Source organism: Nostoc sp. NMS9 (genome assembly GCF_017114995.1).
Lineage (GTDB): Bacteria > Cyanobacteriota > Cyanobacteriia > Cyanobacteriales > Nostocaceae > Nostoc.
The window spans coordinates 231,994-256,235 of sequence record NZ_JABXKL010000091.1 but is presented as its reverse complement, the minus strand read 5'-3'; the positions used below and the strand labels follow the sequence as shown (position 1 = coordinate 256,235).

Below are 24,242 nucleotides of genomic sequence, written 5' to 3'. Positions count from 1 at the left end.
TTTGAACTCGGAAGTTGCACCTTTTTACTCGAATGTTGAGCTTCTGAACTCGGAAATTGCACCTTTTTGCTTGAACGTTGAGCTTCTGAACTCGGAAGTTGCACCTTTTTGCTTGAACGTTGAGCCTTTGAACTCGGAAGTTGCACTTTTTTGCTTGAACGTTGAGCCTCTGAACTCGGAAGTTGCACCTTTTTGCTTGAACGTTGAGCTTCTGAAGTTTAAGTTTCGGGTTCTGAGGTTAAAACTTGAAGGTATAAGGTTGGATGATAGTGATTGAAGAGGCGGTTTTCTGATTACCAGAAAGGTGATTAAGCTATTTTTTCTTCAATTTTGGAGTTAAATGCTCTGCAATGTTCTCTAATTGAATTGCATTACATCCAAATTTATAAGCTATTTCAATTGACTTCCCTGCTCCAAGAGCATCATAGAATCCTGTAGCAAACTTGATCGCAGCAGTATCTCCCACTGAATCACTCATACCAATTACATAATTAATATGCTGGACAATTGCGTTTGCTTGCACCTCAGAAAGGCAAGCATTCAGAAGAACACATTCTACGTCTTCAGCAAACAGTTCAAATAAACTTGCGAGAGCCTCTGTACTCACTAGTTTTGATTTACCTTCTTCGTCTTCTATCACTAGTCCTTCATCTCCAGCTCCATGTCCGCAGAAATGGACAATCTGTGGTCGAGTATCTAATAAAGCTCTACGTATATCATCAGTCCTAATAGCCCCTCTCTTCTCTAATCTGAATTGGTCACGCTTCTGAGATCGACGTAATCCCTCATCAATTTCACGCACCTCTTTATCCAAGCGTAATCTTGCCTCATCAACTGGGCTGGATGCCAAGATCAGAATTGTTTTCATAGTCTGTGATTCCTTTTTGCTAACAATCTGAAGAATCTGCTCTGGTTGAGGTGGTTGCCAATTTTTTCGCCGTTTAACGCTCTGAGCTTTCAGCAACGTTTTTTTAAGCCACGTTAATTCAGGAAACTCCTCAGCAATACGCTCAATCTCGATACACGCCTGAGATGTCCCAGTTTCCCTAAGTTGTGTTAAAACACTGTCTCTTAAGTTAGCAACGCTCTCTCTAGCGCCCATATTGTGAGCAAGAACATCATTACTGTAATCAGGATCTCCAGCATGAGGATACTGACAAACTAGCCAGATGTATAAATCCGCTAGCTGTTTTTCAGTCAGCTTCAAATGCAAACCATGCGAGTAGCGGTAAGTGACTGCTTCAAATACTTCTCGCCCAAAGTCTGTATTTTGGTGGATAGCCGACCAAATAACCGCCCAGCTAGTAGGTTCTGCACATTCAACTAATACCCTACCTGCAACTACAGCTTTCTGGTGTGCTTCTTCTTCTAAAGGTAGAGGAATAGAAACAAGGGATTTAGCAAACTCTCTAGCTCCAATCGATTCACGCTTTAAAAGTTCTTCAAGTAACTGTCCCATACATTGAGGTTTAATTGCTGTATCTCTAGCCTTTTCTAAAAGAACAGCTTTGAAAGGCTCATCCCAGCATTTCTCAAATTTATTAAGAATAAAGATATAGCCATGTTCCTCATTCTCCTTATTAATAATGGACAGCAGTGTATTTAGGGTTTCAGAGGGAGCATTTATGTATGCCCGCTTAACTAATTCGGTGTAGTAATGTTCTCTTTGGGTGGTGCTGCTATGAGGAAAGGCAACAATAACAGATGCCCACCGTTGCCATATCTCAGATGATATAGTGTCTAAAAATTCTGGAGTTTCTTGTAAAAGCAATAGTAAAGCTTTACAGCCAGCTAATGCTGGACGATCATACGTATTTGTCCCTATCCAGTCATAAGCTACTTGATTATATTCTTGAATATACTTTTTAGCGCCGTTGATAATTCTTTCACGAGTTTTTATATTAGCTTCTTGCCATCCAGGAAGTTTTGTTAAATCTGATTCAAGCTCTTGTTCATAAAATTGACTATCTGGCTTAAGCATCATCTCCATATTTATTTGCCACCAAGCTAATAGATTTCCTGACTCTAGTTGCTCTAAAAATAGAAGCACTCGTTCTTTAGGTGGTGGGTCTAAAATAGGTTTTTGTCTATTATTCTGTTGTTCTTGCATCATTTGATAGTCAGCCTTCAGTATTTCAGGCTGTCTTGCAAAATAAAGTGCAAATTCTCCATGCAAGATATTATTAGTCTGAGTAACTGTAAAAATAGCATCTCTCTGCTTTACATCTTGACCATTAAATTTCCACTGAATTAGCGCTGCCCAAATTCGCTCTTGCTGAGAATCAACATTTTGAAGTTTTCCGAGCATCCAAAAAACATCTTCTGTTGAAAGGATATTTTCTGTTAATGAATGCAATAAAAAATATATATTTTCTCCTGATTGGGAAACTATTATAACTACCTGCTCAATAAGCTTGCGCCGTTTTTCAACATTCTTAACAAGTGATAATTCAAATTGTGCTTGGATCTCGTTGTCGAAAGTTATGATTTTCTGGTGTTCTCTCCACTGTATTAGAGCGACTTTAGTAAAACTTTCTGCTATGTCAGGTAATTCCAGATGTTCCCAAGCTTTTAGCATTATCGCATCTGCAAGTCTTTCAAATGAGTGTCCAAAGCACCTAAGACCTTGCTTTTCGACCCACTTAAGAGCAACTAGCAAATCACATGACTGTAGTTTTGGTACGAGTTCAAAGTCAAGAAATACTCGATACGATCCTGTAAAGTTTCTCTTCTTAGGTGGAGTTAAGACATTAAACAATTCCTCTGCTGGTAGATGACCTGACCAAATGGCTCTGAAAATATACCCTTTAAGTTGGTCATCCTCGTCTTCTGGCATTTGACTAAAAATCAGAGACTTCAGCTGCAATCTTGCACTCGCATTACCAACTGTGCAGATTGCTTTTGCTGCACTAGCTCGTAGGTAAATTGATTGGGATGAATCAAGTGCTAGGTTTACCAACTCCTCCTGAAGTTCATCTACCTTACAAGCCTCAGCAATGTCTATCGCTACATCTCGTACATCGATTGGCTTGCTTAAATCCTGAATATATGGAAGCAATTGTACAGCTAACCCGGAATGTTTAAACTTCTCGTATGTGGGATAATTATCTCTATGTGAATCAAATAGCTTTCCCTGCTCATACTGTTTTAATAAGTTATCAACTATTGCTGCTCGAAGATTTGCATCTGTAGGTATGTCGCTTTGCAACAGTACATCAGGATCAGTCTTCATAATTTCCTGAAGTACGTCAGTCCTCATACTAGCTAGCCATGCTGCTGTCTCATGAAGTTGTGGGATTAACTTACATTCAGGATCTTCAGGTGAAACAATCAGTTTCATTACCTGATTCAAAGGTGTTTCGTGCTGAACTAAGTACCATGCTGCAAGAAATTCAGCATAGGTTTGGTGTGCCCATCCCATACGACTTAATTCACCACAAGATGAGAATAAACCAGTATCTAAAACTTCTTCAACAGCTTCTTCACTAATTTCAAACTCTTTACTATCAAGGCTTTCTGTTCCCTGGCATATCTTCTCAATGAGTACGTCATCTTTTGGAACACCACTTTGAATACCAATCCAGATAGCAAATTTATTACCATAAATTGTGATAGCTGCAAGCCTAGCCGCAATAATTAAACGTTGTTGTCGCTTAAGATTACCTTTTAATTTCGATGAAATCCGGCTCTTATTCCGTTCTTCACAAAGCCAGAGACATCCTTCAAGATAAAGTTCATGCAACCTTTGATTAGGAGGAAATTTACCATTGTAGCTACGATAAGTTTTAATCAGAAATTCTAATGTAATTGGTTTAATAGCCAAAGGTACAACATTTTTCCTGTTAATTTCTTCTAGAAATGCTTCAGGATTGTCGATGCCTTCAATCTTTGCGGCTTTACTCACATCTACACGCCGAAGTGGAGCTAGTTCATAAATTCCTACACTATCTTTACCCCAAATTTGCTTGAGTCCTTCCTCTAGGACTGGTTGCCAAACAGCCGTTCGACAGGCAATACGAAGATGTAAACGCTGGATATGATTCTGATAACGTTTGAACTCGTCAACTAGGAGCGTTGCTAATGTATCTATTCGTAGCAAGCATTCATCAAGACTATCTAAAAAAATATGTAACTGATGAGTGCCTTTTAACCATTGAGTAAATTCTGGGCTGTCAAATAATCTGCAAACTAGTCTGTCTTCACTTCCATAGGAACGGATATCTAACGAAAGTACCTGACCACCTTGTTTTTGAATTTCGCTAATAATTTCATTTTTCTCTGCCTCTATAGTATGGCTTTTACCAATTCCTGGCTCACCCAAGAGCGCTAAACATGGTAAGTCGGATATAGCCTCGAAGGTTACTAAATCTGGATTGTATATTTTGCCCCACTTCTCTTCTGGGTCGCACAGATAACCACCATCAGCTAGATTAAGGCGACCTGACCGAGGACACCAGAACCGCTTCCATTTGTAATCTTGACTTGGCATTTTCACCAACAAGAGGCTGAAAACATTTTTACTATGTTAACCTCACTAACCCTTAATAATGCCGCTTCAGAGACGAGTGTTCGAGATAAATATTTTTGCGATCGCCTTCAAAATCTCAATTTTCAACCTCTGAACTCGGAAGTTGCACCTTTTTACTCGAACGTTGAGCCTCTGAACTCGGAAGTTGCACCTTTTTACTCGAACGTTGAACCTTTGAACTCGGAAGTTGCACCTTTTTGCTTGAACGTTGAGCCTCTGAACTCGGAAGTTGCACCTTTTTGCTTGAACGTTGAGCTTCTGAACTCGAAAGTTGCACCTTTTTGCTTGAACGTTGAGCCTCTGAACTCGGAAGTTGCACCTTTTTGCTCGAACGTTGAGCCTCTGAACTCCAAAAATTGAGCTTCAGAACTCGAAATGTCGTGCTTTTAACTCCAACATTCAAGTTCTGAAGCTCTAATGTTTTACTTTTGACGTGCAACTACCAACTTATTTTCTACAACATTGGTTCTTTAAGCTCGGACTTTACAGGTTTACGAGTGAATCGTTTTCCCATTTCCGCAACCACTGTATCTAAACCCGCCCCTTGTCCACTGGCTTTGGCGTAGCTATACACCTGCAACGCTGCTGCATAAGCTTCACTGCCCACTGCCAAAGAAGTATCATCCACGAGTTCTTGCAATTGTGTTAAGGATAACAACACCGGATACAACGCTTCAAATAATTGTACGTCTTTCCGCATCTCTTCCAAATCGAACGATCGCGGTAAAAACTCTGGGTTCTGGACCGCCACCTCTAATGCAATGCTTACAAAGGCGCGACTCTTATCGCCCATCTTAGGTAAAGTCTTGCGATCGTCGGAACTCAAATCAACTAAAAATGGTAACTTTTCTTTAATCGTGCTAATCGCTTGTAACACAGCATCTCTCTCTGTTTGTGCCAGTGTTGCACTAATTGGGGTCGTGGACATAGAAATCACTCTCCAGTATGTTTCTTAAATCTAGAGTGCCCACATATACAACTAAAATTTCTATTCACACAGCAAAGCTGATCATCGTAATAAAGACTGATTCGGCGTTAACTGGCTCTCAAAACGGCTGTAAACAATTTGGGTTGGATACCAACAAGAAAACCAGTACAAATCTTGCATAACTTTGCAAGAATTACTCTCATCTGCTAACTCAAAGTGAACCAGAGCTAAATTATTCAATCCAACAACTTCTCGTCCTTCCTGAAACCAACGAGATTTCCAAAATATCAGGGGTTGCAACCATTTCCATTTGGTATTTTCGGCTCGTTTCCAAGGAGCGATCAATGATAATATATCTGCTGTGTAGGTAGAAGTCTGAACACTGTTTCTAGGTATCCACTCCAGCACACAATGCCAGTCAGGATCATTCAGCAGCTGACGATTATGGTGTAATTGTTTCTCGGAAATTTCTACCATATTGGGTGGGTTGATCCAGCCTATCCAATGTCGTACCTGTTCTGGGAGGAGCCAATCTTTCAATCGTGTATGAATCAGCCGCGTCAAAATCTCTTCATTCTTCAATGCACTAGCAGTTAACTGTACCAAGACAGATTGTAATTTGGAATGGGTGCGTGCATAAGATAAGTGAGCAACAGAACTGTAGTGAATATCCCCAGATAGAATCACGACTTGTTGACGTTCTTCAAACAAAGTAGTTAGGAATTTCGCCAGTGCTTCAACATTAATGTTCCAGGCATCTCCAACATCTGTTGAAAAAACTTTCTCCTGTTTTAAGTGCCAATGATGAATCCAATCAATCACTTGTAATCCAAATACATTAGTGGGCGCAATCACAAATGTAGTTTTAATCTGAGTTTGTTCATCTATTTGTTGTAAAGGTAAAAGTAGTTGTTGCTCAAAAGCCTTTGGACACAACAGCATCGGCGGCGCAATTGGTTTTTGATCGGCTGGATAACCCCGCCATGTACGCGTATCCAGCACAATTACTTCATGGCAATCGCTGCGGACTATGTAGTGCCAAGTCAGCGCTTCAGGATGCCGATCTAGAATAAATACTGTACCGTCTCGGACTAAAATAGGTAAGTCTGTATGGGGATCGTTGGCTGGCATTCCTACATAACGAGCGATCGCCTCATCAGCCTTTGCATCTGTTCCTTGAGAAGCTGACCAAGCTTGTGCAGCCACCAACAGCTTTTCACCTGGTTTTCCTTCCGCAAATTGCCCAGGTGTATTGCCCCATCCTTGAAATACTGTGTAGGCTAACAATGCATTTTGGACTATTCTTCGCCCTAATGGACGCCCCAGCACTCGCAAACACCAAGCTTGGTTTAAATTCCAGTCATCACTAACATCATGGTCATCAAAGATGCTGTGTATGGGGATATTGGCAAGGGCGCGGCGCACTTTCCAAAGGGTATAAATGAATTGTCGCAAATGCTTGACTGCGCGATTCCAGTCTTTGATAGCATGGCGATCGCTCGTTACTTGCTGTCCTTTGGGAAATGTTGTCGGCCAGCACACTGGCGACCAAGCTAGTAAATAAGTAGCGTAATATTCACCCAGACTGAAAAGATGACTGTTGACTTTCTCAGCTTTATTATGTAATCCTGCGGTCAAACCAGCTTGATTTGTCGCCACATCAGCCCGCTCTCCAGGTATTAGTTGCTGGGGAGTGCAGTACATTCCATTTACAGGAAGTTGTTCTTCCCAACCCAAGAGGGCATCACCAAGAGTAGTGGCAACCCACAACGACGGATCTGCTACATCGTCACCGTAAATTTGATCTCCGGTGAGGAACAGTTGGTGAGGGCGGCGTTGGGGTTGATTTGCTGACGCCTGAATCATACTGTCGAGAATCGGCAATGCATCAAACCCATGACCATGAGGTTTACGGCAGGAAGCATGGACAATTTGCAAATCTTGAAGATGGCTTGGCGGCAGAACAAAGGTTGGTTTTTGATGATCGAAGTAGCTAATGCTGACTGGAGGAGAGGAGTTTGAACATAATGCTTGTTGCAGAGTTTCCGTGGTTTGGTCAGCAAGAGTAAACTGGAGGTCGTATGCATAGATGCGACCTCCAGTTAGGCGATGTCCAATTGTAGACCGAGCCGTGATGGCAAGTACATGAAGATACTTACCCAGAGCAAAGGTAGAGCGTTCTCCCTCCAATAAGCAATTTCCTAGTGCTTCACCATCATTTGTTGTGTGATAAACCTTAAGTTCTACCTGACAAAACTGTTTCAGTGCCACCCATACTGTCACTGACTCTGGCTCAGTATGTTTGAGGATTGGCCCCCCTAAAATCAGTGGTAGTTCTTGTAAAAACTCATCCCCAACTTGATACTTCATTGCAAACAGTTAACAAAGTGACGGCGTTTTAGATGTGTTACTTTGCTCCTAAATTGGTAGCCCCAACTCATCTAATCACCAATAATGCATTAATTCTCATCTGTTTAACATCAGTTCATAGCGCAAATTGATTGCAGCCTAAAAGCTCAGGGACGAGCTAGATACCCATCCCTTAACAATTCAAAATTCAAAATTCAAAATTCAAAATTCAAAATTAAAGACAGTTGGAGTTGGGGATTTAAACCCCAACTCAACTGATACTACGTGTAGACGTAGGGGTCTTAAACCCTTGACTTTACGATAAAAGTGATTATTTGAGTTAATTAATTCCGCGCGATACCTTCTTCCCGCGCGGCGCGTTGCACAGCAGCAGCAACAGCAGTAACGACGCGCTCATCAAAGACTGAAGGAATAATATGTTCCCGATCCAAGTCTGAAGGCTTAACTAAAGAGGCGATCGCACTTGCAGCTTCTAAGTACATTTTGATGGTAATTGTCTGTGCCCGACAATCCAAAGCACCACGAAATACCCCAGGAAAAGCAAGGACGTTATTGATTTGATTTGGGTAATCACTGCGACCGGTAGCGATGACGGCAACATCTTTACTGATTAATTCTGGCTGAATCTCTGGAATCGGATTTGCCATTGCAAACACAATTGGATCTTTCGCCATCGATTGCACCATTTCTGGTGTCAAAACTCCTGGTGCGCTAACACCAATAAATACATCTGCCCCTTGCATTGCACCCGCTAATGTACCCTGACCTTTCACAGCAAATTCGAGTTTTTCCTCTGTTAAATCGGTGCGACTGGTAGAGATAATCCCTTTAGAGTCGCACATCCAGATTTTTTCTGCCCCAGCTTTACGGAGTAACCGAGCGATCGCCACTCCCGCTGCCCCAGCACCATTAATCACAATCTTGATTTCTGCTAAGGATTTATGTACCAGTTTCAGGGAATTAAATAACGCTGCCAAGGTGACAATTGCTGTACCGTGCTGATCGTCGTGAAAAACGGGGATATCTAACTCTTGGCGTAATCTCTTTTCGATTTCAAAGCAGCGAGGTGCAGCAATATCCTCTAAATTCACACCCCCAAATACCGGAGCAATATTCTTAACTGCCTGGATAATTTCTTCTGTATCTTGGGTGGCGAGACAAATGGGAAAAGCATCCAGCCCCGCAAATTCCTTGAATAGCATTGCTTTGCCTTCCATGACTGGTAGGGCTGCTGCTGGGCCGAGATTTCCTAAACCCAAAACGGCACTACCATCGGTAACAATAGCAACGGTGTTTTGTTTGATGGTTAAGTTGTAAACTTCCTCTGGGTCTTGAGCGATCGCTGTACAAATTCGACCGACTCCGGGTGTGTAAGCCATTGCCAAATCGGAAACACTTTTCAGGGGAATTCTACTGGTAATGCTGATTTTGCCACCGCGATGCAAATTAAAGGTGCGATCGTAAACACTGAGTAACTTGATATCTGGCAATGCTTTGACTGCTTGCACAATGGTTTCAGCGTGTTCAGTACTAGCAGCATCTACAGTTAGATCGCGGGTAGATTCTTTGCGGGTTTGCTCGATTAAATCAATTTGACCGAGATTACCACCAGTGGTTGCGATCGCATGTGTTACCGACGCCAACATCCCTACACGATTGGGAATCTGCAAGCGCAGTGTCAAACTAAAACTAGAATTAGGAGTTAGGTCTGCCATGTTGATTTTGGATTTTAAGTTTTAGATTTTATATTGAATTGAGACAAAAACTAAAATCTGAGATTTGTAGTTTGTGGAAACACAATGTATGTAAACCCCTGGGATAACCTTCAGTAGTTAGTTTACTCACTGCTTACAGTTTTGATAATTATTTTTATTTATACCAATGCATTTACTAATATAAATGAGTAACAATTTAGTAATTGTACCCAAATACACCAGATATTTTTTTAATATTTTATCTGTGTAAATATTTGTATAACTATAGCTTCATGCATAAAAAAAGCGCCCTCTAGACAGAGAGCGCAGTGAATTTTAACTTACAATTAACCGTGAATTACAGGGCGTAGGCGTAGCCCGTCGTAGACATTGTTGCCACAGGTACTGCCTCACCCGCCGCCAAATCCAGGGGGAAGTTGTGAGCATTGCGTTCGTGCATCACTTCTATACCCAAATTGGCGCGGTTTAGCACATCTGCCCATGTATTAATTACATGACCTTTGGAATCAAGAATTGATTGGTTAAAGTTGAACCCGTTGAGGTTGAACGCCATTGTACTGATGCCCAATGCCGTTAACCAGATACCAACTACAGGCCAAGCAGCCAAGAAAAAGTGTAAAGAACGCGAGTTGTTAAAGCTGGCATATTGCCAGATTAACCGCCCAAAGTAACCGTGAGCCGCTACGATGCTATAGGTTTCTTGTTCTTGACCAAACTTGTACCCATAGTTTATAGATTCAGCTTCAGTTGTCTCTCTGACTAAAGAGGAAGACACCAAAGAACCGTGCATTGCTGCGAACAAAGCACCACCGAACACCGCCGCTACTCCTAATTCATGGAATGGGTGCATGAGAATGTTATGCTCGGCTTGGAATACTAACATGAAATTAAAAGTGCCGCTAATACCGAGAGGCATCCCGTCAGAAAAGCTACCTTGACCAATTGGGTAAATTAAGAAAACCGAAGTTGCAGCAGCTACAGGCGCAGAGTAAGCAAGGCAAATCCAAGGACGCATCCCCAGACGATAGCTTAACTCCCATTGCCTACCGAGCCAGCAGAAGATACCAATCAAGAAGTGCAAGACAATGAGTTGATAAGGGCCGCCATTGTAGAGCCATTCATCCATTGAAGCAGCTTCCCAAATGGGGTAGAAATGCAAACCAATTGCATTAGATGTAGGTACAACAGCACCAGTGATGATATTATTGCCGTATAATAAAGAACCAGAAACTGGCTCCCGAATGCCGTCAATATCAACGGGTGGTGCGGCAATAAAGGCAATAATGAAACAGATGGTAGCGGTCAATAGGGTAGGAATCATTAAAACGCCGAACCAGCCGATGTAAAGCCGATTATCGGTGCTAGTAATCGATTGACAGAAACGATCCCACAGGTTGCCGCTTTCGCTTTTTCCTAGAGTTGTGGTCATAACTGTGTTGTTTATAAATGGCTGATAACAAACTTTCCCAATTTTTAAGAATTGAGAATTAAGCTGTTTTCAAAGACTTTCGCCAAATACCTTCTCCCTAATCGCCAGGACTCTCTGCAATTACCTCACACCAAAAATACTGTTAACTAATTTCCCAAGGGAGACTGTCTGAAAAAAGGGAAAACTTTCCCGGCTCCTAATATCACGTTTTACATTAATAATTTGTATTTTTCAAGACATTATTTTTAAGTTTTGCTAAGTTAAACTCTCAACAAACTCAGCGTGTTCTTTTGAATTTAACCCTTGTTGCAGCACTGCTAAAACTTTCGTCATATCTTCTGTGATTAGTGATGTTACAGCTAACCACAAACCTGGAAATACCCTACTTTTAATCACACCATCTGCATCTGCCACGAGTGGTAAATATTCACCATTTTGCAAACAAAACCAGTCGAGTTTATTCTCTAAAGTCTGCCAGACGATATATTCCTGCACTCCGTTGCGGCGGTAGGCGCGTTTTTTGTCGTACAAATCAATCGATGCACTACTGGCTGCTACTTCTGCTACTAATTCCGGTGCGCCTTCTACGTAATCATCTTCACTTATTTGTGCCTGTCCCCTGTTTGGTTTATCTATCAACAGCAAGACATCAGGCTGTGGTTCATTGTCTAAATCCAAGCGCACAGTAGCATTGTCGCCTAGCTCTACGCCTGGGGTGGAAACTTTGTAATTTCCTAACCAGACAATTAAGTTTCCATGAGGTAAACCATGACTTCTAAAGCGCAGTGGTGATGCCACATAGACGACTCCTTCAATTAATTCTGCTTTTTTATTGGGCATTGCTATATACCGACGCTCGAATTGGTAGCGGGTTAAGCGATCGCCACTTTCTAAAGGAGGGATAAAAGCGCTATTATCTAAGCCATGTTCCACAGAAGCCGCCATTACCTAATTCCTGATCACAGGAGTTGTAGCTTGAATTTAACATAGTGGAGCGCGATGTCTTCTACAAGCCGCCGAGAGGGCGTCTATGCAAATGGGAAAATGAGAGCAAGCAATAAAAATCTTTCTCATTTAACCATGACAATTATCTTTACAGAAGCTGACTTTGATGAACTATGGCTTGAAGGTTTAGAAACAGGTGAAATTACCTGTCAATCCAACGATTTTGAATATGTTGAAACCTGGCAACATGCACTTAAAAAAGGCTTTATTCAAGTCATCGAGTTACGTCCTGGACTCTACTTGCAGTTTGGTAATTATGAAACTCCCATAACTTGGGGAGACGAAGGGCAACATTCTGAGTCTTTTCCCTTGACTTTAGCCTTTATCGTGACAGGCGGTTGCAGAGAGCAAATTTACGGCATTAAAGAGGATAATTGCGAACAGGCGGGAGAAAATTATTTATTTTTTTTGCCCGGAACCCGCGAAATTGAGGTACACCCTACCGGACTTTTGCAAAATATCCGCATTCGAGTTGAGTCTCATTTGCTGCGAACTTTAACTGCGGGACAGGAAGATTCTCTTCCCGATGTCCTCAAACCATTAATCGAAGTCGACTCAGTGCCTTTATTTCATCTAGATGTTGGCAAGATGACATCTGCAATGCATTTAGCAGTGCGACAAATTATCCACTGTCCTTACCAAGGAATGATGAGACGTGTCTACCTAGAAGCAAAGACATTGGAACTCATTGCTTTGCAGTTTAGCCAACTGGTTGAAACTGACAAGTCTAGGGATCAGTACTTTAGCCTAAAACAGGATGAGTGCGATCGCATTTATCAAGCTAGGGAAATTTTAATCAATAATCTCCATAGCCCAGTATCTTTAATCGCTTTAGCGCAACAAGTGGGACTTAATGAACGCAAACTCAAGCAAGGATTTCGTCATGTATTTGGTAATACCGTCTTTGGATACTTGCATGATTACCAAATGCAGCAAGCACAAAAACTACTGTTAGCAGAAAAAATGACTGTTGCAGGAGTTGCAGCTAGAGTAGGTTATGCCAGCCCCACAGCTTTTTGTGCTGCTTTCCGACGCAAATTTGGCATTAATCCCAAGGCTTACCAGATAGCAGGTAGAATCTCTCTGGGTTAAGCTTCCATAACTTTATATTACCCCCCGCCTATCGCGTCCCCCCTTACCAAGGCTACTGTGTGAATTACCACCCTTAATCCCCCCGATGTATTGGGGGGAAACAGAAATCTAGTTTCCTCCCCTTTATAAGGGGAGGGTTAGGGAGGGGTCAAATTCATCCATAAACAGTCCGGCTTGAAGAGAAAAAAGTCCGGCTTGAAGAGAAAATCATTGCCAAAATCCCATATACTACTTGCAAATCTTTTTTAATTAGCTGAAAAAATTTAGGTACTCTTGCCAGTCAGATTAATAAGTGTGGTGTGTGGGACGACAATGTTTAAACGACAACTCTTCGTGGTAAGTGTACTTTCTGTGCTACTAATTCAACCTGCTTTTGCAAAAGTAATTGAGCAGATTCCCCAAGTAAAGGAGGACAAAAAAGGGTCAATAGTGGTTAAAATCCCTCGATTGCGTGAGATTGATAAACCAGCGACCAATATTAAAGATTTGCTATCTCAATCTTCAACTCCTAACGCCCAGTCACCAGTACAAGTGACAGGAGTACGGGTAAACAATACCAAGACTGGTATAGAAGTAATTCTCGAAACCAAAGAAGGTGAAAGACTAAAGCTAATAAGTCGCAATGAGGGGAAGATATTAATTACAGATATTTCTAATAGCCAATTAGCTTTGCCAAATGCGAAGGAGTTTCGCTCTGACAATCCAGTTGCAGGAATTACCGCCGTTACAGTTACTCAAGTAGATGCCAATAGTATTCGGGTGACGGTAACGGGTGAAGAGGGAGTGCCAAAAATCGAGTTGTTTAATAGTGATGAAGGCTTGATTTTTGGTTTAACGCCAACTGTGTCTACCGCACAGCAACCCCCAGCGCAAAACTCCACCCCGCCTACGGCACTCCCAAGGGAAGGGGAGGAGTCACAACAAACACAGCCAGATCAACCATCAGCTTCTACTGACGAACCGATCGAACTGGTGGTTACAGGTGAGCAAGACGGATACACTGTGCCAGAAGCATCAACTGCAACTAGGACTGATACACCTTTACGTGATATTCCCCAGTCGATTCAAGTGATTCCTCAACAAGTGATCAAAGATCAGGGTATTACGCGAATTACCGATGCGACTCGCAACGTTTCAGGCACAACACTCGCATCTGGCTATGGTAACCTGATCGGAGATGTTCGGTCTCGGGGCTTCTCTAGTGGTTTCTTAAGGGATGGATTTGCCACTCAGCCTTTCTTCGTCGATGGTGGCAATATTGAACAAGTAGAGGTACTAAAGGGGCCTGCTTCGGTGCTATACGGGGCATTAGAGCCAGGTGGAATCGTGAATTATGTCACCAAGAAACCCTTGAGTACTCCTTACTATGCAGTCGATTTAACTGCCGGAAGCTACGACTTCTACAAAAGTACGATCGATTTGACTGGGCCTCTTAGCAATGACAAACGATTGCTGTACCGCTTGAATGTTTCCTATGAAAACTCCGGTAGCTACCGAGATTTCATTGACAATGATATCGTTTTTATCGCTCCCGTTGTCACCTATCAGGTTAACGACTCAACCGACATCACCTTAGCCTATGAATATCTAAACGCGAAACTAGGGTTCGATCGCGGCTTGCGACCTGTCTCTGCCTTTTTAAAAGTGCCCATAAATCTGAATATCGGCGAACCTGATGATTTTCAAGACAACGAGGAGCATCGCCTCAATTTAACGCTAAATCATCGGTTTAATCAGAATCTACGCCTCAGAAGCGGCTTTCTCTACCTCTCTGAGAAATACAACAGTATTGTAACTCAACCCGGAGAACTGGACGCAGACGGTCGCACGTTGACAGGTCGAGAGTACTTTGGCGGACCGAGTGACGTTGACAACTATGCGTTGCAAACGGATTTGATTGGTGACTTCAAAACTGGTTTGATCGCCCATCAACTGCTGTTAGGGTTGGAATGGCGCAAAAGGTATCAGGCTGATCAGGGTATCGGTGGGGTTTATGAGGGGTCATTCGATATTTTAAATCCAGCCTATGGCTTACCACGCATAGCAAATCCCAATAGTTTCTTCGAGCAAACTACCACCACCACCGGCATTTACCTGCAAGATCAGGTGACATTGCTCCCAAATCTCAAATTACTAGCTGGCGGTAGATATGATTTTGTGGAATACAGTAGTGGGGACGGTCAATCCGCGCCGACTGAATTTTATGATAGTGCTTTTTCACCCCGCGTTGGCATTGTCTATCAACCGATTGAACCGATTTCGCTCTATGCCAGCTACAGTAGTTCTTTTGTTCCCAATAATAATTCTAGAACTGCGAGTGGACAACCGCTAGAGCCTTCGCGCGGGACTCAGTATGAAGTAGGCATTAAAGCTGAACTTTTTGATAAACGATTGTCAGCCACGCTTGCAGTGTATGACATCAGCAAAACCAACATTCCGACTACAGACCTTAAGAATACCACTGATGAATACTTTATCGCAATTGGAGAAGTGAAAAGCCGAGGGATTGAACTGGATATTGGGGGGGAAATTTCACCAGGCTGGAGAGTTATTGCTTCCGGCTACTTAAATGATGCGTTTGTGAGCAAAAGTTATAATAATCTTCCCGAAGGTCGCCGTCTGACAAATGCACCAACTCAGGGAGCGAGTTTGTGGACAACATATCAATTTCAAAAGGGTGACTTGAGAGGGCTGGGAATTGGGGCAGGGATGTTTTTTGTGGGCGATCGCACTGCCAACATCGACGATCCATTTACCCTTCCCTCTTATGTCAGAACCGATGCTTCTATCTCTTATAAACGCGATAATTGGCGGGCTGCGCTCAACTTTAAGAACATCTTCAATGTCAAATATTATGAATCAAACGACTACCTCACCTTCCCCCAAGCACCATTTACTTTACAGGGAACCATTTCTGTGGAGTTTTGACCCCACCCTAACCCTCCCCTTATAAAGGGGAGGGAACATGATTCTTCTTCTGCCCTTATAAAAGATTCTTCTTCCCCCCAATACATCGGGAGGATTGAGGGGGGTAAAAATCAAGCCTGACATTATACAAAGGAGCGTCTGCCTTGAGTTATAAAAAACTACGTAACATTTTATTGATTCTGCACCGCTACATTGGTTTAGCAGTGGGACTGATTGCGATTATGGTTGGTTTAACAGGAAGTCTGCTAGTTTTTCAGCATGAAATTATTAGCATTCAACTACATCAACGGATTGGAGCGATCGCTCCTCAAGGTGAGCCGTTACCGATTGAGACAATTATCAATACAGTGAAATCTGCTTATGCTAATCAACCGGATGCCTTTCTCCAAAGGCTTTATCTACCACCAAAACCCGATGAGCCATTCAATGTTGTGTATGCAACCAAAGAAAACGATTGGATCGAAAATTACGTCCATCCCTATACGGGAGTCATTCTTGGCAATAATGTACAAACCAATGGCATAGAACACTTTTTCAAAATCGCTTATGATCTGCATTTCACCCTATTAGCTGGTGATATCGGTCTGAAAATTACTGGTATCGTTGGCTTGCTTGGGTGCATTCTCAGTATTACGGGCATTATCCTCTGGCCCGGTTGGCGAAAGCTGAACGCAGGCTTCAAAATTAAGTGGAATGCTCACCCCATGCGGGTGAACTTTGACATTCACAAAGTGGCAGGGATTGTCGCCGCAGTTTTTCTCGTCTTAACGTTTTTTACAGGTTTCTGCTGGAATTTCGGCGAGTTCACGTATCCGCTCATCTATGTTACGACGTTTAGTTCAGAGCAGGCGGCCGATCCTGTTTCTAAACCGATTCCCGGACTGACTCCGTTAAAACTGCCAAAGCAACTTAAAACGGCTCAGGCAATATTACCCGATGCATCGCTCCGAAGCATTGATTTCCCTGCAAAACCGGAAAGTGCCTTAAGGTTTCGCTTTAAGCTGCCCCAGGAAAAGGATGAGTACGGCAATAGTAACGTGTATCTCGACCAATACAGTGGTAAGGTTTTGCGGTTCAATAATGCGCTGAAGTCGTCGTTGGGTGATCGCGTCCTCAACTCCTTTACTCCTCTGCATTACGGCACTTTTTTGGGACTTACATCCCGCATACTCTATGTATTTGTCGGACTTACACCGTTGATTTTGTTCATTACTGGTTTTGTAATGTGGCGCGATCGCTATAGAACAAAATCTACTACAGGATTTATTAAACGCTCCGTTTTAAAATAATTACAACAAAAAAGCGCCCCCCATTTCTGGAGGGCGCTTTTTATTTAGCTAATACTGAAGTATTAACCGTTGATAGCAGGAGCAGTCATTGCTACAGGAGCAACTTCACCAGCAGCTAAGTCTAGGGGGAAGTTGTGAGCGTTACGCTCGTGCATTACTTCCATACCCAGGTTAGCGCGGTTGATTACGTCTGCCCAGGTGCTGATGACGCGACCTTGGGAATCAATGATTGATTGGTTGAAGTTAAAACCGTTCAGGTTAAATGCCATCGTGCTGATACCCAAGGCGGTGAACCAGATACCGACGACAGGCCAAGCTGCGAGGAAGAAGTGCAGTGAACGGCTGTTGTTGAAGGAAGCGTATTGGAAGATTAAACGACCGAAGTAGCCGTGGGCTGCAACGATGTTGTAGGTTTCTTCTTCTTGACCGAACTTGTAACCGTAGTTAAGAGATTCGGTTTCGGTGGTTTCACGCACCAAGGAAGAAGTTACTAGAGAGCCGTGCATTGCAGAGAACAATGAACCGCCGAATACACCAGCCACACCTAACATGTGGAAGGGGTGCATCAAGATGTTATGTTCTGCTTGGAACACAATCATGAAGTTGAAGGTTCCAGAGATACCCAAAGGCATACCATCAGAGAATGAACCTTGACCGATTGGGTAGATCAAGAATACTGCGGTAGCAGAAGCCAAAGGTGCGCTGTAAGCTACGCAGATCCAAGGACGCATACCTAAGCGGTAAGAAAGTTCCCACTGACGACCAAGGTAGGCAGCGCAACCGATCAAGAAGTGGAAAACTACCAACTGGTAAGGGCCACCGTTGTACAACCACTCATCTAAGGAAGCAGCTTCCCAGATTGGGTATAAGTGCAAGCCGATGGCATTTGAAGAAGGAACAACTGCACCAGAGATGATGTTGTTTCCGTAGATCAAAGAACCTGCAACTGGTTCGCGGATGCCATCAATGTCCACAGGAGGAGCAGCGATGAAAGCAATTACGAAGCAGGTTGTAGCAGCTAGTAGGGTTGGGATCATGAGTACACCAAACCAACCGATGTATATACGGTTGTCGGTGCTGGTAATCCACTCGCAGAAGCGATCCCATACGCTAGCGCCGGAGCGCCGTTGTAAGGTTGTGGTCATTGTTTTATAAGTGCTATGGGTTGTTAAATATGGAACAAGCGCTTTGATTTTCGCCTGTTGAAATACAGTTTACATGAATTTACTTGGACGCGAACTGTGACTTAATATTCTGTAATCTAATTCTTTAACAAGCTCATCGAACTGTAAAGTTTTCCTACTATTAACAATAGTGATAAAAGTAATGGATTGAGGCTTTTTAAGCTATTTCAACAATAAACTAGCTATCACTTTCAATGATGCGGTCGCCTGGTTACTTTCCTTTACACTTCTTTACAATTAGCCTGTGGGAAAAATTTTAAGTCTTGCTGATTTGTAACGAGATAATAAATTCTATGTTGCCTGATGGTTGAGTTAAAAATCAAAGTAGATGTAGGGCAAACTGCCTTCTGGAGCTAATAACCAAACAGCGTAAAAACATAGGGGGACAAAGACAAGCTTAAGGGGCCAGTTAAACTCTAACTTCAGTATTCGATTGAAGGCATAGACTACAGCCATAAGGGCAGCTAAAGCTAGAAGTACCCAAGCGAGTTGGGATTGGCTCATATTTAAGGCTTCGACATAGACCTTTTCAGCAAACTGGGCGTCAGCCGGATAACCCCAAAGATGCCGAATTACCAAAGAAGAGTCTTGGAGGTTAGGTAGACGGAACCAAATCCAAGAGGTAAAAACCATCAGTTGAGTTAAGAACCAAGCGACAAAGATACCCAGAGGATTTTGCCAGAATTGTTCTAGATTTTCAAAGCGATCGCTTATAGAATCTGTGAGTCGATGAACCACCAAAGCTAATCCGTGGAATATGCCCCAAACGACATAACCCAAAGCAGCACCGTGCCAGATACCAGCAATCAGCATCACAATAAATAAATTCCAGCAGGTACGGACTAAACCCCGACGGGAACCACCCAAAGGAAAGTAGACATAGTTACGTAGCCAATCTCCTAGAGTCATATGCCAGCGCCGCCAAAATTCTGAAATATTGGTGCTGAAATAAGGGAAGTCAAAATTTTCAGGTAGAACTAAGCCGAAAAGCATAGCACTACCACGGGCAATGTCTACGTAACCGTTGAAATCTAGATATAACTGCAAGCCATAAGCGAATGTAGCTAACCAGATATCGGTACTACCCGCCCGTTGCAAATTACCAAAACATAAATCTACGAAAATTCCCAAGTGGTCTGCAAAAATACCTTTTTTGACTGCGCCCCTAGCAATCAACCACAGCGCTTCAGCTACTCTATTAGTACTGGGTAATTCTAGTGTATGAAATTGATTTGCTAAGTTGTGATAGCGCGTAATCGGCCCTGAAATCAGTTTGGCGAAGAATAATTTGTATGTAGCAAATTTGAGAAAATTATCAGTAGCAGGGGCACCGCGATAGACATCTATTAAATAAGCAATACATTCAAAGGTGAAAAATGAAATTCCCAAGGGTGCAATTAATTTAAAAGAGCTATCTGGTGAGTTTGTTTGGACATGAAAAACAAACTTGAATAAAGGGGTAAAATACTTAAAAGCTAATAGCAGTAAAACATTTATACTTATGCCCAGCCACAAAACCTTTAGACGGCGACGATTCCAATCAACTTGAGCAAATTGCCACTCTTCATTAGAAATTTGCCAATCAAGAGAATGTTTTCCTGGTGATGTATTGTTCCCAATTTCCAGTCCGACACGGAAATTAATAAATGTTAATGCTAATAGTAATGGTATGTATTGAATGTGCAAAGATGCATAGAAAACCAAACTAGCAATTAGCAGTGTCCACAATCGCAATTTATGTTGTGCTAAAGACCAGTAAATTCCTAACACACTCAACAGGAACAGCCCATATAAAATTGATATAAAGTTCATTTTTTAGTCATTTGTCATTTGTCATTTGTCATTGGGCATTGGGCACTGGGCATTGGGCATTGGTTATTAATCAATAATTCTTCTTCTCCTGCTTCCTCTGCTCCCTTATCCCCATTCCCCACTCTCTACTTTACTGGCCAAGGAATCATCGGATCGTTAGCTAGCTTTTTCGAGACTTCGTATGCACCAAAGCGGTTGAGGTGGCTAGGATCAGAAAAGAAATCATTTACTTTTGTCCACTGTTGGCTCAAATCACGATAAATAAAGTTGGGATTATTAGCCAAACGCAACATATATTGCTGAAATTGTTGCTCATATTGTTTACGCACTGGATCTAAATAATCTCCCGTCAGAGGCATGTTGACAAATACTAAGGAAATTTTCTGAGACTGGGTAAACTGAAGCACTTCTTGAAAAGCAGTATCTTGCTGTCCTTCTACTTGGAAAGATTTATAGTCGTTGTCATAATTTCCGGTAACTCTAGAATGTTTTTGATAGTATCTAGCAGGATTAAAGCGAATAGACAAGGGTAGAAAGCCATCAAAGTCAACCGCTTGCTGGGAAATACTCTCATCTGAAGTACCGTCTGTCGACTGTTTTTGTGATACAACTGTCTGATTCTTACCAAATAAGAGCAATTGTTTTTGTAGTAAACTTTTAATTTGGTCGCGGTTTTGATAGCTAGCAGAAACAGATGCTATAGCCTGATTTAATGACTGATTTACAGCTTCATAAGTACTAATCTCCTGTTTTTCTTCATTTGTTTTTTCTTCTGCCGAATTTACCGTATTTTCTAGCAAATCATTGCTATTTGCCGTTACTGCTGTTTTTTGGAATGCTTGTTTATAACCAGCTGATGCAGCGAGCGATTTAAAGGTAATATCCTCGCGCCCACCGTTGAAAGCACGCGCACCATCTGCCCAGATAATTATTTTGGGTAGTTCTGATGGTTCCAGGACGTGACGAATCACAAAGTCTACAACTTGTGCAGTAGCACCGTTGATCCCAAAGTTAAACACGTCAAGATTTGGATAGCCTTGAGTTGCTAAAGCTTTAGAAAGTGCTGCGGGATCTACTCCTCTGAGGGCGCGGGAGGAGCCAATAATCAATATATCTGGCGGACTACCAGTTCTAGCTAAACGCTGTTTATAAAGTGCTAGTTGCTCGTCTAACTGCCTGACATTAAAACTTGGCATCTGCGATCGCGCTGCTAAAAGAATAGCTGTTGCGGTTGCTTTTTCCTTCAGTGGTGCCGCTGCCAAATTATTTTTTGGGGTATCATCACTCTGGGTAAATTCCGAAGCATTAAATACAGAACTCTGATTTGGAGGAGATTTTGTCTTGGAAGTGCTGCTAAAAAATGTCGTTTTCTCACTCTGATTTTTCCCAGATGTCAAAGATGCCTTTTGCTCGGAAGATGAAGATGGGAGGGTGGCACTAGCGACTTTTGGCGAACTGGGCGTATTACGTGCAATAATTTGACCCAATACCCAATCAGTTTGGAGGGTGAGCAATAATCCCAGTGTTCCCCAAACCAGAGCAATTTTAATTCCTTGAACATCATGGTTATGTTCTGCTGACTCGTTGCTTTCGGTAAATAGCTGGCTTTTCAACAGGAATTTCCTCGCAGTTGAACTCGCCGTTGCTATCCAATCTCGCGCTACTTCTGTTACAAAATTTTGAACTTCTTCTGTCGTTAAGTCTGGGCGCAAAATTGGCTCACTAGTCTCAGATGTTACTAAATCGTTAATGTATATAGAAGTAGCAGCAAATTCTGGGGTTGCTTCTGGTACTAAACGTTGGCGATGTTCAAGATCGACGCCATAATGCCAAAAAGGTTCTTTATTCCCAGCACGGCGACCGTAGATACGTACTCCTATAATACCGGAAATTTTTAACTGGCGGATAAACTGCGTAATTTTACTTGCTACTTGTTGCCGCTGTGGACAAACAGGTGCATCACACATAATGTGCAATAAACCATTTTTGTTCAGTAGAAGTACGCGAATTCCACCTGTCAATAGTCGCCAATCCAAATCAGGATTGAGTAAGCGCTCTAGTAAAAATACGATCGCTGGTTCATCGCCACTATTTGCCAAATCAAGTGGTGATATGGCAAAGGCGGGATGGTTGGCTGCGGGTAAAGCCAGCCAATCAATCCAAGTGGGTTCCTTGTCGCCTGCTTTTTGTCCGTATACAGTGGCGGCGAGAATGCCTTGAGGAGCGATCGCTTCTAGCTGCGGTAAAATCGTCTCTAAGCACACTACCTTGTCTGGGATAGGGGCAGTTCCTAAAGGATCAAAAGCTGGGATACAAAAAATATGTAGCGTTGATTCTTTCAGAGAAACTTGGACACCAACTTTTAACCCTGATAGTACTTCAGCTAATAATCGAGCGATCGCTTGGACATCACCCCAACGCGACCATTCTTTAAGCATCACCTCTGGTGGTGTCAAATCTACCCTCAGCAGCCAATCAGGGACAGTTTCGCCGCTCACCTGAGAAACAATTACGGCATCTTGGTAGCCGGAAAGCTTGAGATAACGCAACTTTTGTGCTATTGGTTCGGCAAGCAACGATGCATCAGGGCTATAGCTCGACTGGCAAAATATCCACAGGCGATTTTCTTCTGGCTGAGAATTCTTTGGCTTATATAGCTTAATCTTTGCCTGTACTGATACACCTAGCGTGCTCAGAGTTTCGCTCAGATATCGAGCGATCGCTTCTGGATTGCCTTGGCGTGCCAAACTTTCGTTAGAGACAATTAGCGCCCCACCCGATTGTTTTGATTTTTCCGAGTCTGCTAGCAGCGCTTGTTGCACCTGATCGAGATGCTTATCTATTTGATTCAAGTGAACTCGATGGCACCATGAGGGGCGCTGTTCCCCTTTTCTGCGGCCATAGACAAATACTTGATATATTGAGGTTTGTTCGCTGCTTGTGAGGATATCTAAGTTTGTTTGCTGTAGTGCTTGCAGCAAATCAGACAAAGTACGCCAACGCTGCGGACATTCTGTACCTTCACAAAGAATATGAAGGTTATTTCCCCGCAACCGGACTTTCACTCCGAAAGTGTTGATCCCTGTTGCTTGGCTTACCCATTGCACTAAGGATTGCTGGCGATCTGGTACTACTGTTTTCATGCTCAGTTAACTTTACAGGAAGCGATGGTTGGGGGATAGTGCCTGCACTTGTAAACTAGAACCATAGGTCTATCACACTCTGACGTTTTTTTTTAACAATTTTGTTACCTTCGTAGCTCACAAAATCGGACAAGATAGTCTTGTATAGGTTGCAAGTCTGACTAATGTTGAGTTTTGCGTTTATTTTACTAATAGGGAGTCAGAAATCAGAAGTTAGGAGTTAGGAGTCAGAAGTTAGAAGTTAGGAGTTAGGAGTTAAAAGTTAGGAGCCAGGAGTCAGAATAATTCTATATGACTGGTTGATAACTTGTCCTTTAAAGCCGGCCTTGCGTCCCACTGCCCTAACGCCCCTAATGGGCGAAACAAACAATAAGCTTATCTCATTTAAACTCCCTCCCTTTATTGTTGGAGTCATCTTAGCTTTTAACTCCTAACTCCTAACTCCTAACTCCTAACTCCTTCTTACTCATAATTCCCATAACCAAAAATTAGCAATGCCTCCTACCAACCAACAGTCTTCACCTAAACCCGCATCCAATCTGGATTTGTTTCCCATTCCTCAATCGTTCCTTTTACAAATAGGTACAGCGTCTATATTACTGCTGCTGATTACTGGAAAAACTACAGTAAGAGCACTAGAAGCCATAGGAGAAGCTAGCGAAGAATTATTTCGAGGCGATCGCCTACCCAATCTAGACTTCCCAGATGAACACGAAATCAATCAAGATGAGAAGATATACACCAAATAATTATTTGCTCAGGAACAACCCGGTGAGCATTAAGTGCAAAACCTAGAACCGTAAACAGTAATTAGCTTTA

14 protein-coding genes are annotated in these 24,242 nt (G+C 42.5%); 5 read left to right on the top strand and 9 right to left on the bottom strand.

Annotated elements, in window-relative coordinates:
- Positions 1–313: 313 nt before the first annotated feature.
- Positions 314–4,489, bottom strand: coding sequence for a CHAT domain-containing protein (locus tag HWQ40_RS30275; RefSeq protein ID WP_292785472.1), 4,176 nt, complete (start codon positions 4,487–4,489; stop codon positions 314–316).
- Between the two features lie 33 nt (positions 4,490–4,522).
- On the opposite strand from HWQ40_RS30275, the gene HWQ40_RS30270 reads away from it, so the two are divergent.
- Positions 4,523–4,888 carry a hypothetical protein gene (locus HWQ40_RS30270; RefSeq protein WP_292785470.1) on the top strand — a complete coding sequence of 122 codons (366 nt, stop codon included), beginning with the start codon at positions 4,523–4,525 and terminating at the stop codon, positions 4,886–4,888.
- A gap of 94 nt (positions 4,889–4,982) precedes the next feature.
- On the opposite strand, the gene HWQ40_RS30265 is transcribed toward HWQ40_RS30270, so the two are convergent.
- From HWQ40_RS30265 to HWQ40_RS30245, 5 genes are all read right to left on the bottom strand, one after another.
- Complete coding sequence (locus tag HWQ40_RS30265) at positions 4,983–5,456, bottom strand: hypothetical protein (protein WP_292785468.1); 474 nt, start codon at positions 5,454–5,456, stop codon at positions 4,983–4,985.
- A gap of 81 nt (positions 5,457–5,537) precedes the next feature.
- A complete protein-coding gene (locus HWQ40_RS30260; RefSeq protein ID WP_292785467.1) occupies positions 5,538–7,826 on the bottom strand; it encodes a PhoD-like phosphatase in 2,289 nt (762 codons plus the stop codon).
- Positions 7,827–8,149: 323 nt separating this feature from the next.
- On the bottom strand, positions 8,150–9,541 hold the full coding sequence (locus HWQ40_RS30255) for a malic enzyme-like NAD(P)-binding protein (protein WP_292785465.1): 1,392 nt from the start codon (positions 9,539–9,541) through the stop codon (positions 8,150–8,152).
- Positions 9,542–9,878: 337 nt separating this feature from the next.
- Positions 9,879–10,970 carry a photosystem II q(b) protein gene (psbA, locus tag HWQ40_RS30250; RefSeq protein ID WP_292785463.1) on the bottom strand — a complete coding sequence of 364 codons (1,092 nt, stop codon included), beginning with the start codon at positions 10,968–10,970 and terminating at the stop codon, positions 9,879–9,881.
- Between the two features lie 255 nt (positions 10,971–11,225).
- The gene (locus HWQ40_RS30245; RefSeq protein ID WP_292785461.1) at positions 11,226–11,915 is read right to left on the bottom strand and encodes a Uma2 family endonuclease; all 690 of its coding nucleotides are present in this window, start codon (positions 11,913–11,915) and stop codon (positions 11,226–11,228) included.
- Between the two features lie 99 nt (positions 11,916–12,014).
- Here HWQ40_RS30245 and HWQ40_RS30240 point away from each other — a divergent pair, with 99 nt between their 5' ends.
- The 3 genes from HWQ40_RS30240 (at position 12,015) to HWQ40_RS30230 (ending at position 17,284) form a co-directional block, all read left to right on the top strand.
- Complete coding sequence (locus HWQ40_RS30240; protein ID WP_292785459.1) at positions 12,015–13,067, top strand: AraC family transcriptional regulator; 1,053 nt, start codon at positions 12,015–12,017, stop codon at positions 13,065–13,067.
- Positions 13,068–13,379: 312 nt separating this feature from the next.
- Positions 13,380–15,995, top strand: coding sequence for a TonB-dependent siderophore receptor (locus tag HWQ40_RS30235; protein ID WP_292785457.1), 2,616 nt, complete (start codon positions 13,380–13,382; stop codon positions 15,993–15,995).
- Positions 15,996–16,138: 143 nt separating this feature from the next.
- Positions 16,139–17,284: a PepSY domain-containing protein gene (locus HWQ40_RS30230; protein ID WP_292785455.1), complete on the top strand. Its 1,146-nt coding sequence runs from the start codon at positions 16,139–16,141 to the stop codon at positions 17,282–17,284.
- A 62-nt stretch (positions 17,285–17,346) separates the two neighbouring features.
- Here HWQ40_RS30230 and psbA (HWQ40_RS30225) read toward each other — a convergent pair whose 3' ends face one another.
- The 3 genes from psbA (HWQ40_RS30225) to HWQ40_RS30215 all read right to left on the bottom strand — a co-directional run bounded on the left by psbA (HWQ40_RS30225) (position 17,347) and on the right by HWQ40_RS30215 (position 23,423).
- Positions 17,347–18,429 carry a photosystem II q(b) protein gene (gene psbA, locus HWQ40_RS30225; RefSeq protein ID WP_292785453.1) on the bottom strand — a complete coding sequence of 361 codons (1,083 nt, stop codon included), beginning with the start codon at positions 18,427–18,429 and terminating at the stop codon, positions 17,347–17,349.
- 351 nt (positions 18,430–18,780) lie between these two features.
- The gene (locus HWQ40_RS30220; protein ID WP_292785451.1) at positions 18,781–20,280 is read right to left on the bottom strand and encodes an MBOAT family protein; all 1,500 of its coding nucleotides are present in this window, start codon (positions 20,278–20,280) and stop codon (positions 18,781–18,783) included.
- A 125-nt stretch (positions 20,281–20,405) separates the two neighbouring features.
- Entirely contained in the window at positions 20,406–23,423 is a 3,018-nt protein-coding gene (locus HWQ40_RS30215; RefSeq protein ID WP_292785449.1) for a DUF1574 family protein, read from the bottom strand.
- 494 nt (positions 23,424–23,917) lie between these two features.
- Here HWQ40_RS30215 and HWQ40_RS30210 point away from each other — a divergent pair, with 494 nt between their 5' ends.
- Entirely contained in the window at positions 23,918–24,172 is a 255-nt protein-coding gene (locus HWQ40_RS30210) for a hypothetical protein (protein ID WP_289798942.1), read from the top strand.
- The last annotated feature ends 70 nt before the right edge of the window (positions 24,173–24,242 follow it).

Excerpts from the sequence above, each read along its gene's own strand:
- HWQ40_RS30275 (WP_292785472.1), bottom strand. The coding sequence starts at position 4,489 with ATGCCAAGTCAAGATTACAAATGGAAGCGGTTCTGGTGTCCTCGGTCA.
- HWQ40_RS30270 (WP_292785470.1), top strand. The coding sequence starts at position 4,523 with ATGTTAACCTCACTAACCCTTAATAATGCCGCTTCAGAGACGAGTGTT.
- HWQ40_RS30265 (WP_292785468.1), bottom strand. The coding sequence starts at position 5,456 with ATGTCCACGACCCCAATTAGTGCAACACTGGCACAAACAGAGAGAGAT.
- HWQ40_RS30260 (WP_292785467.1), bottom strand. The coding sequence starts at position 7,826 with ATGAAGTATCAAGTTGGGGATGAGTTTTTACAAGAACTACCACTGATT.
- HWQ40_RS30255 (WP_292785465.1), bottom strand. The coding sequence starts at position 9,541 with ATGGCAGACCTAACTCCTAATTCTAGTTTTAGTTTGACACTGCGCTTG.
- psbA (WP_292785463.1), bottom strand. The coding sequence starts at position 10,970 with ATGACCACAACTCTAGGAAAAAGCGAAAGCGGCAACCTGTGGGATCGT.
- HWQ40_RS30245 (WP_292785461.1), bottom strand. The coding sequence starts at position 11,915 with ATGGCGGCTTCTGTGGAACATGGCTTAGATAATAGCGCTTTTATCCCT.
- HWQ40_RS30240 (WP_292785459.1), top strand. The coding sequence starts at position 12,015 with ATGAGAGCAAGCAATAAAAATCTTTCTCATTTAACCATGACAATTATC.
- HWQ40_RS30235 (WP_292785457.1), top strand. The coding sequence starts at position 13,380 with ATGTTTAAACGACAACTCTTCGTGGTAAGTGTACTTTCTGTGCTACTA.
- psbA (WP_292785453.1), bottom strand. The coding sequence starts at position 18,429 with ATGACCACAACCTTACAACGGCGCTCCGGCGCTAGCGTATGGGATCGC.
- HWQ40_RS30220 (WP_292785451.1), bottom strand. The coding sequence starts at position 20,280 with ATGAACTTTATATCAATTTTATATGGGCTGTTCCTGTTGAGTGTGTTA.
- HWQ40_RS30215 (WP_292785449.1), bottom strand. The coding sequence starts at position 23,423 with ATGAAAACAGTAGTACCAGATCGCCAGCAATCCTTAGTGCAATGGGTA.
- HWQ40_RS30210 (WP_289798942.1), top strand. The coding sequence starts at position 23,918 with ATGCCTCCTACCAACCAACAGTCTTCACCTAAACCCGCATCCAATCTG.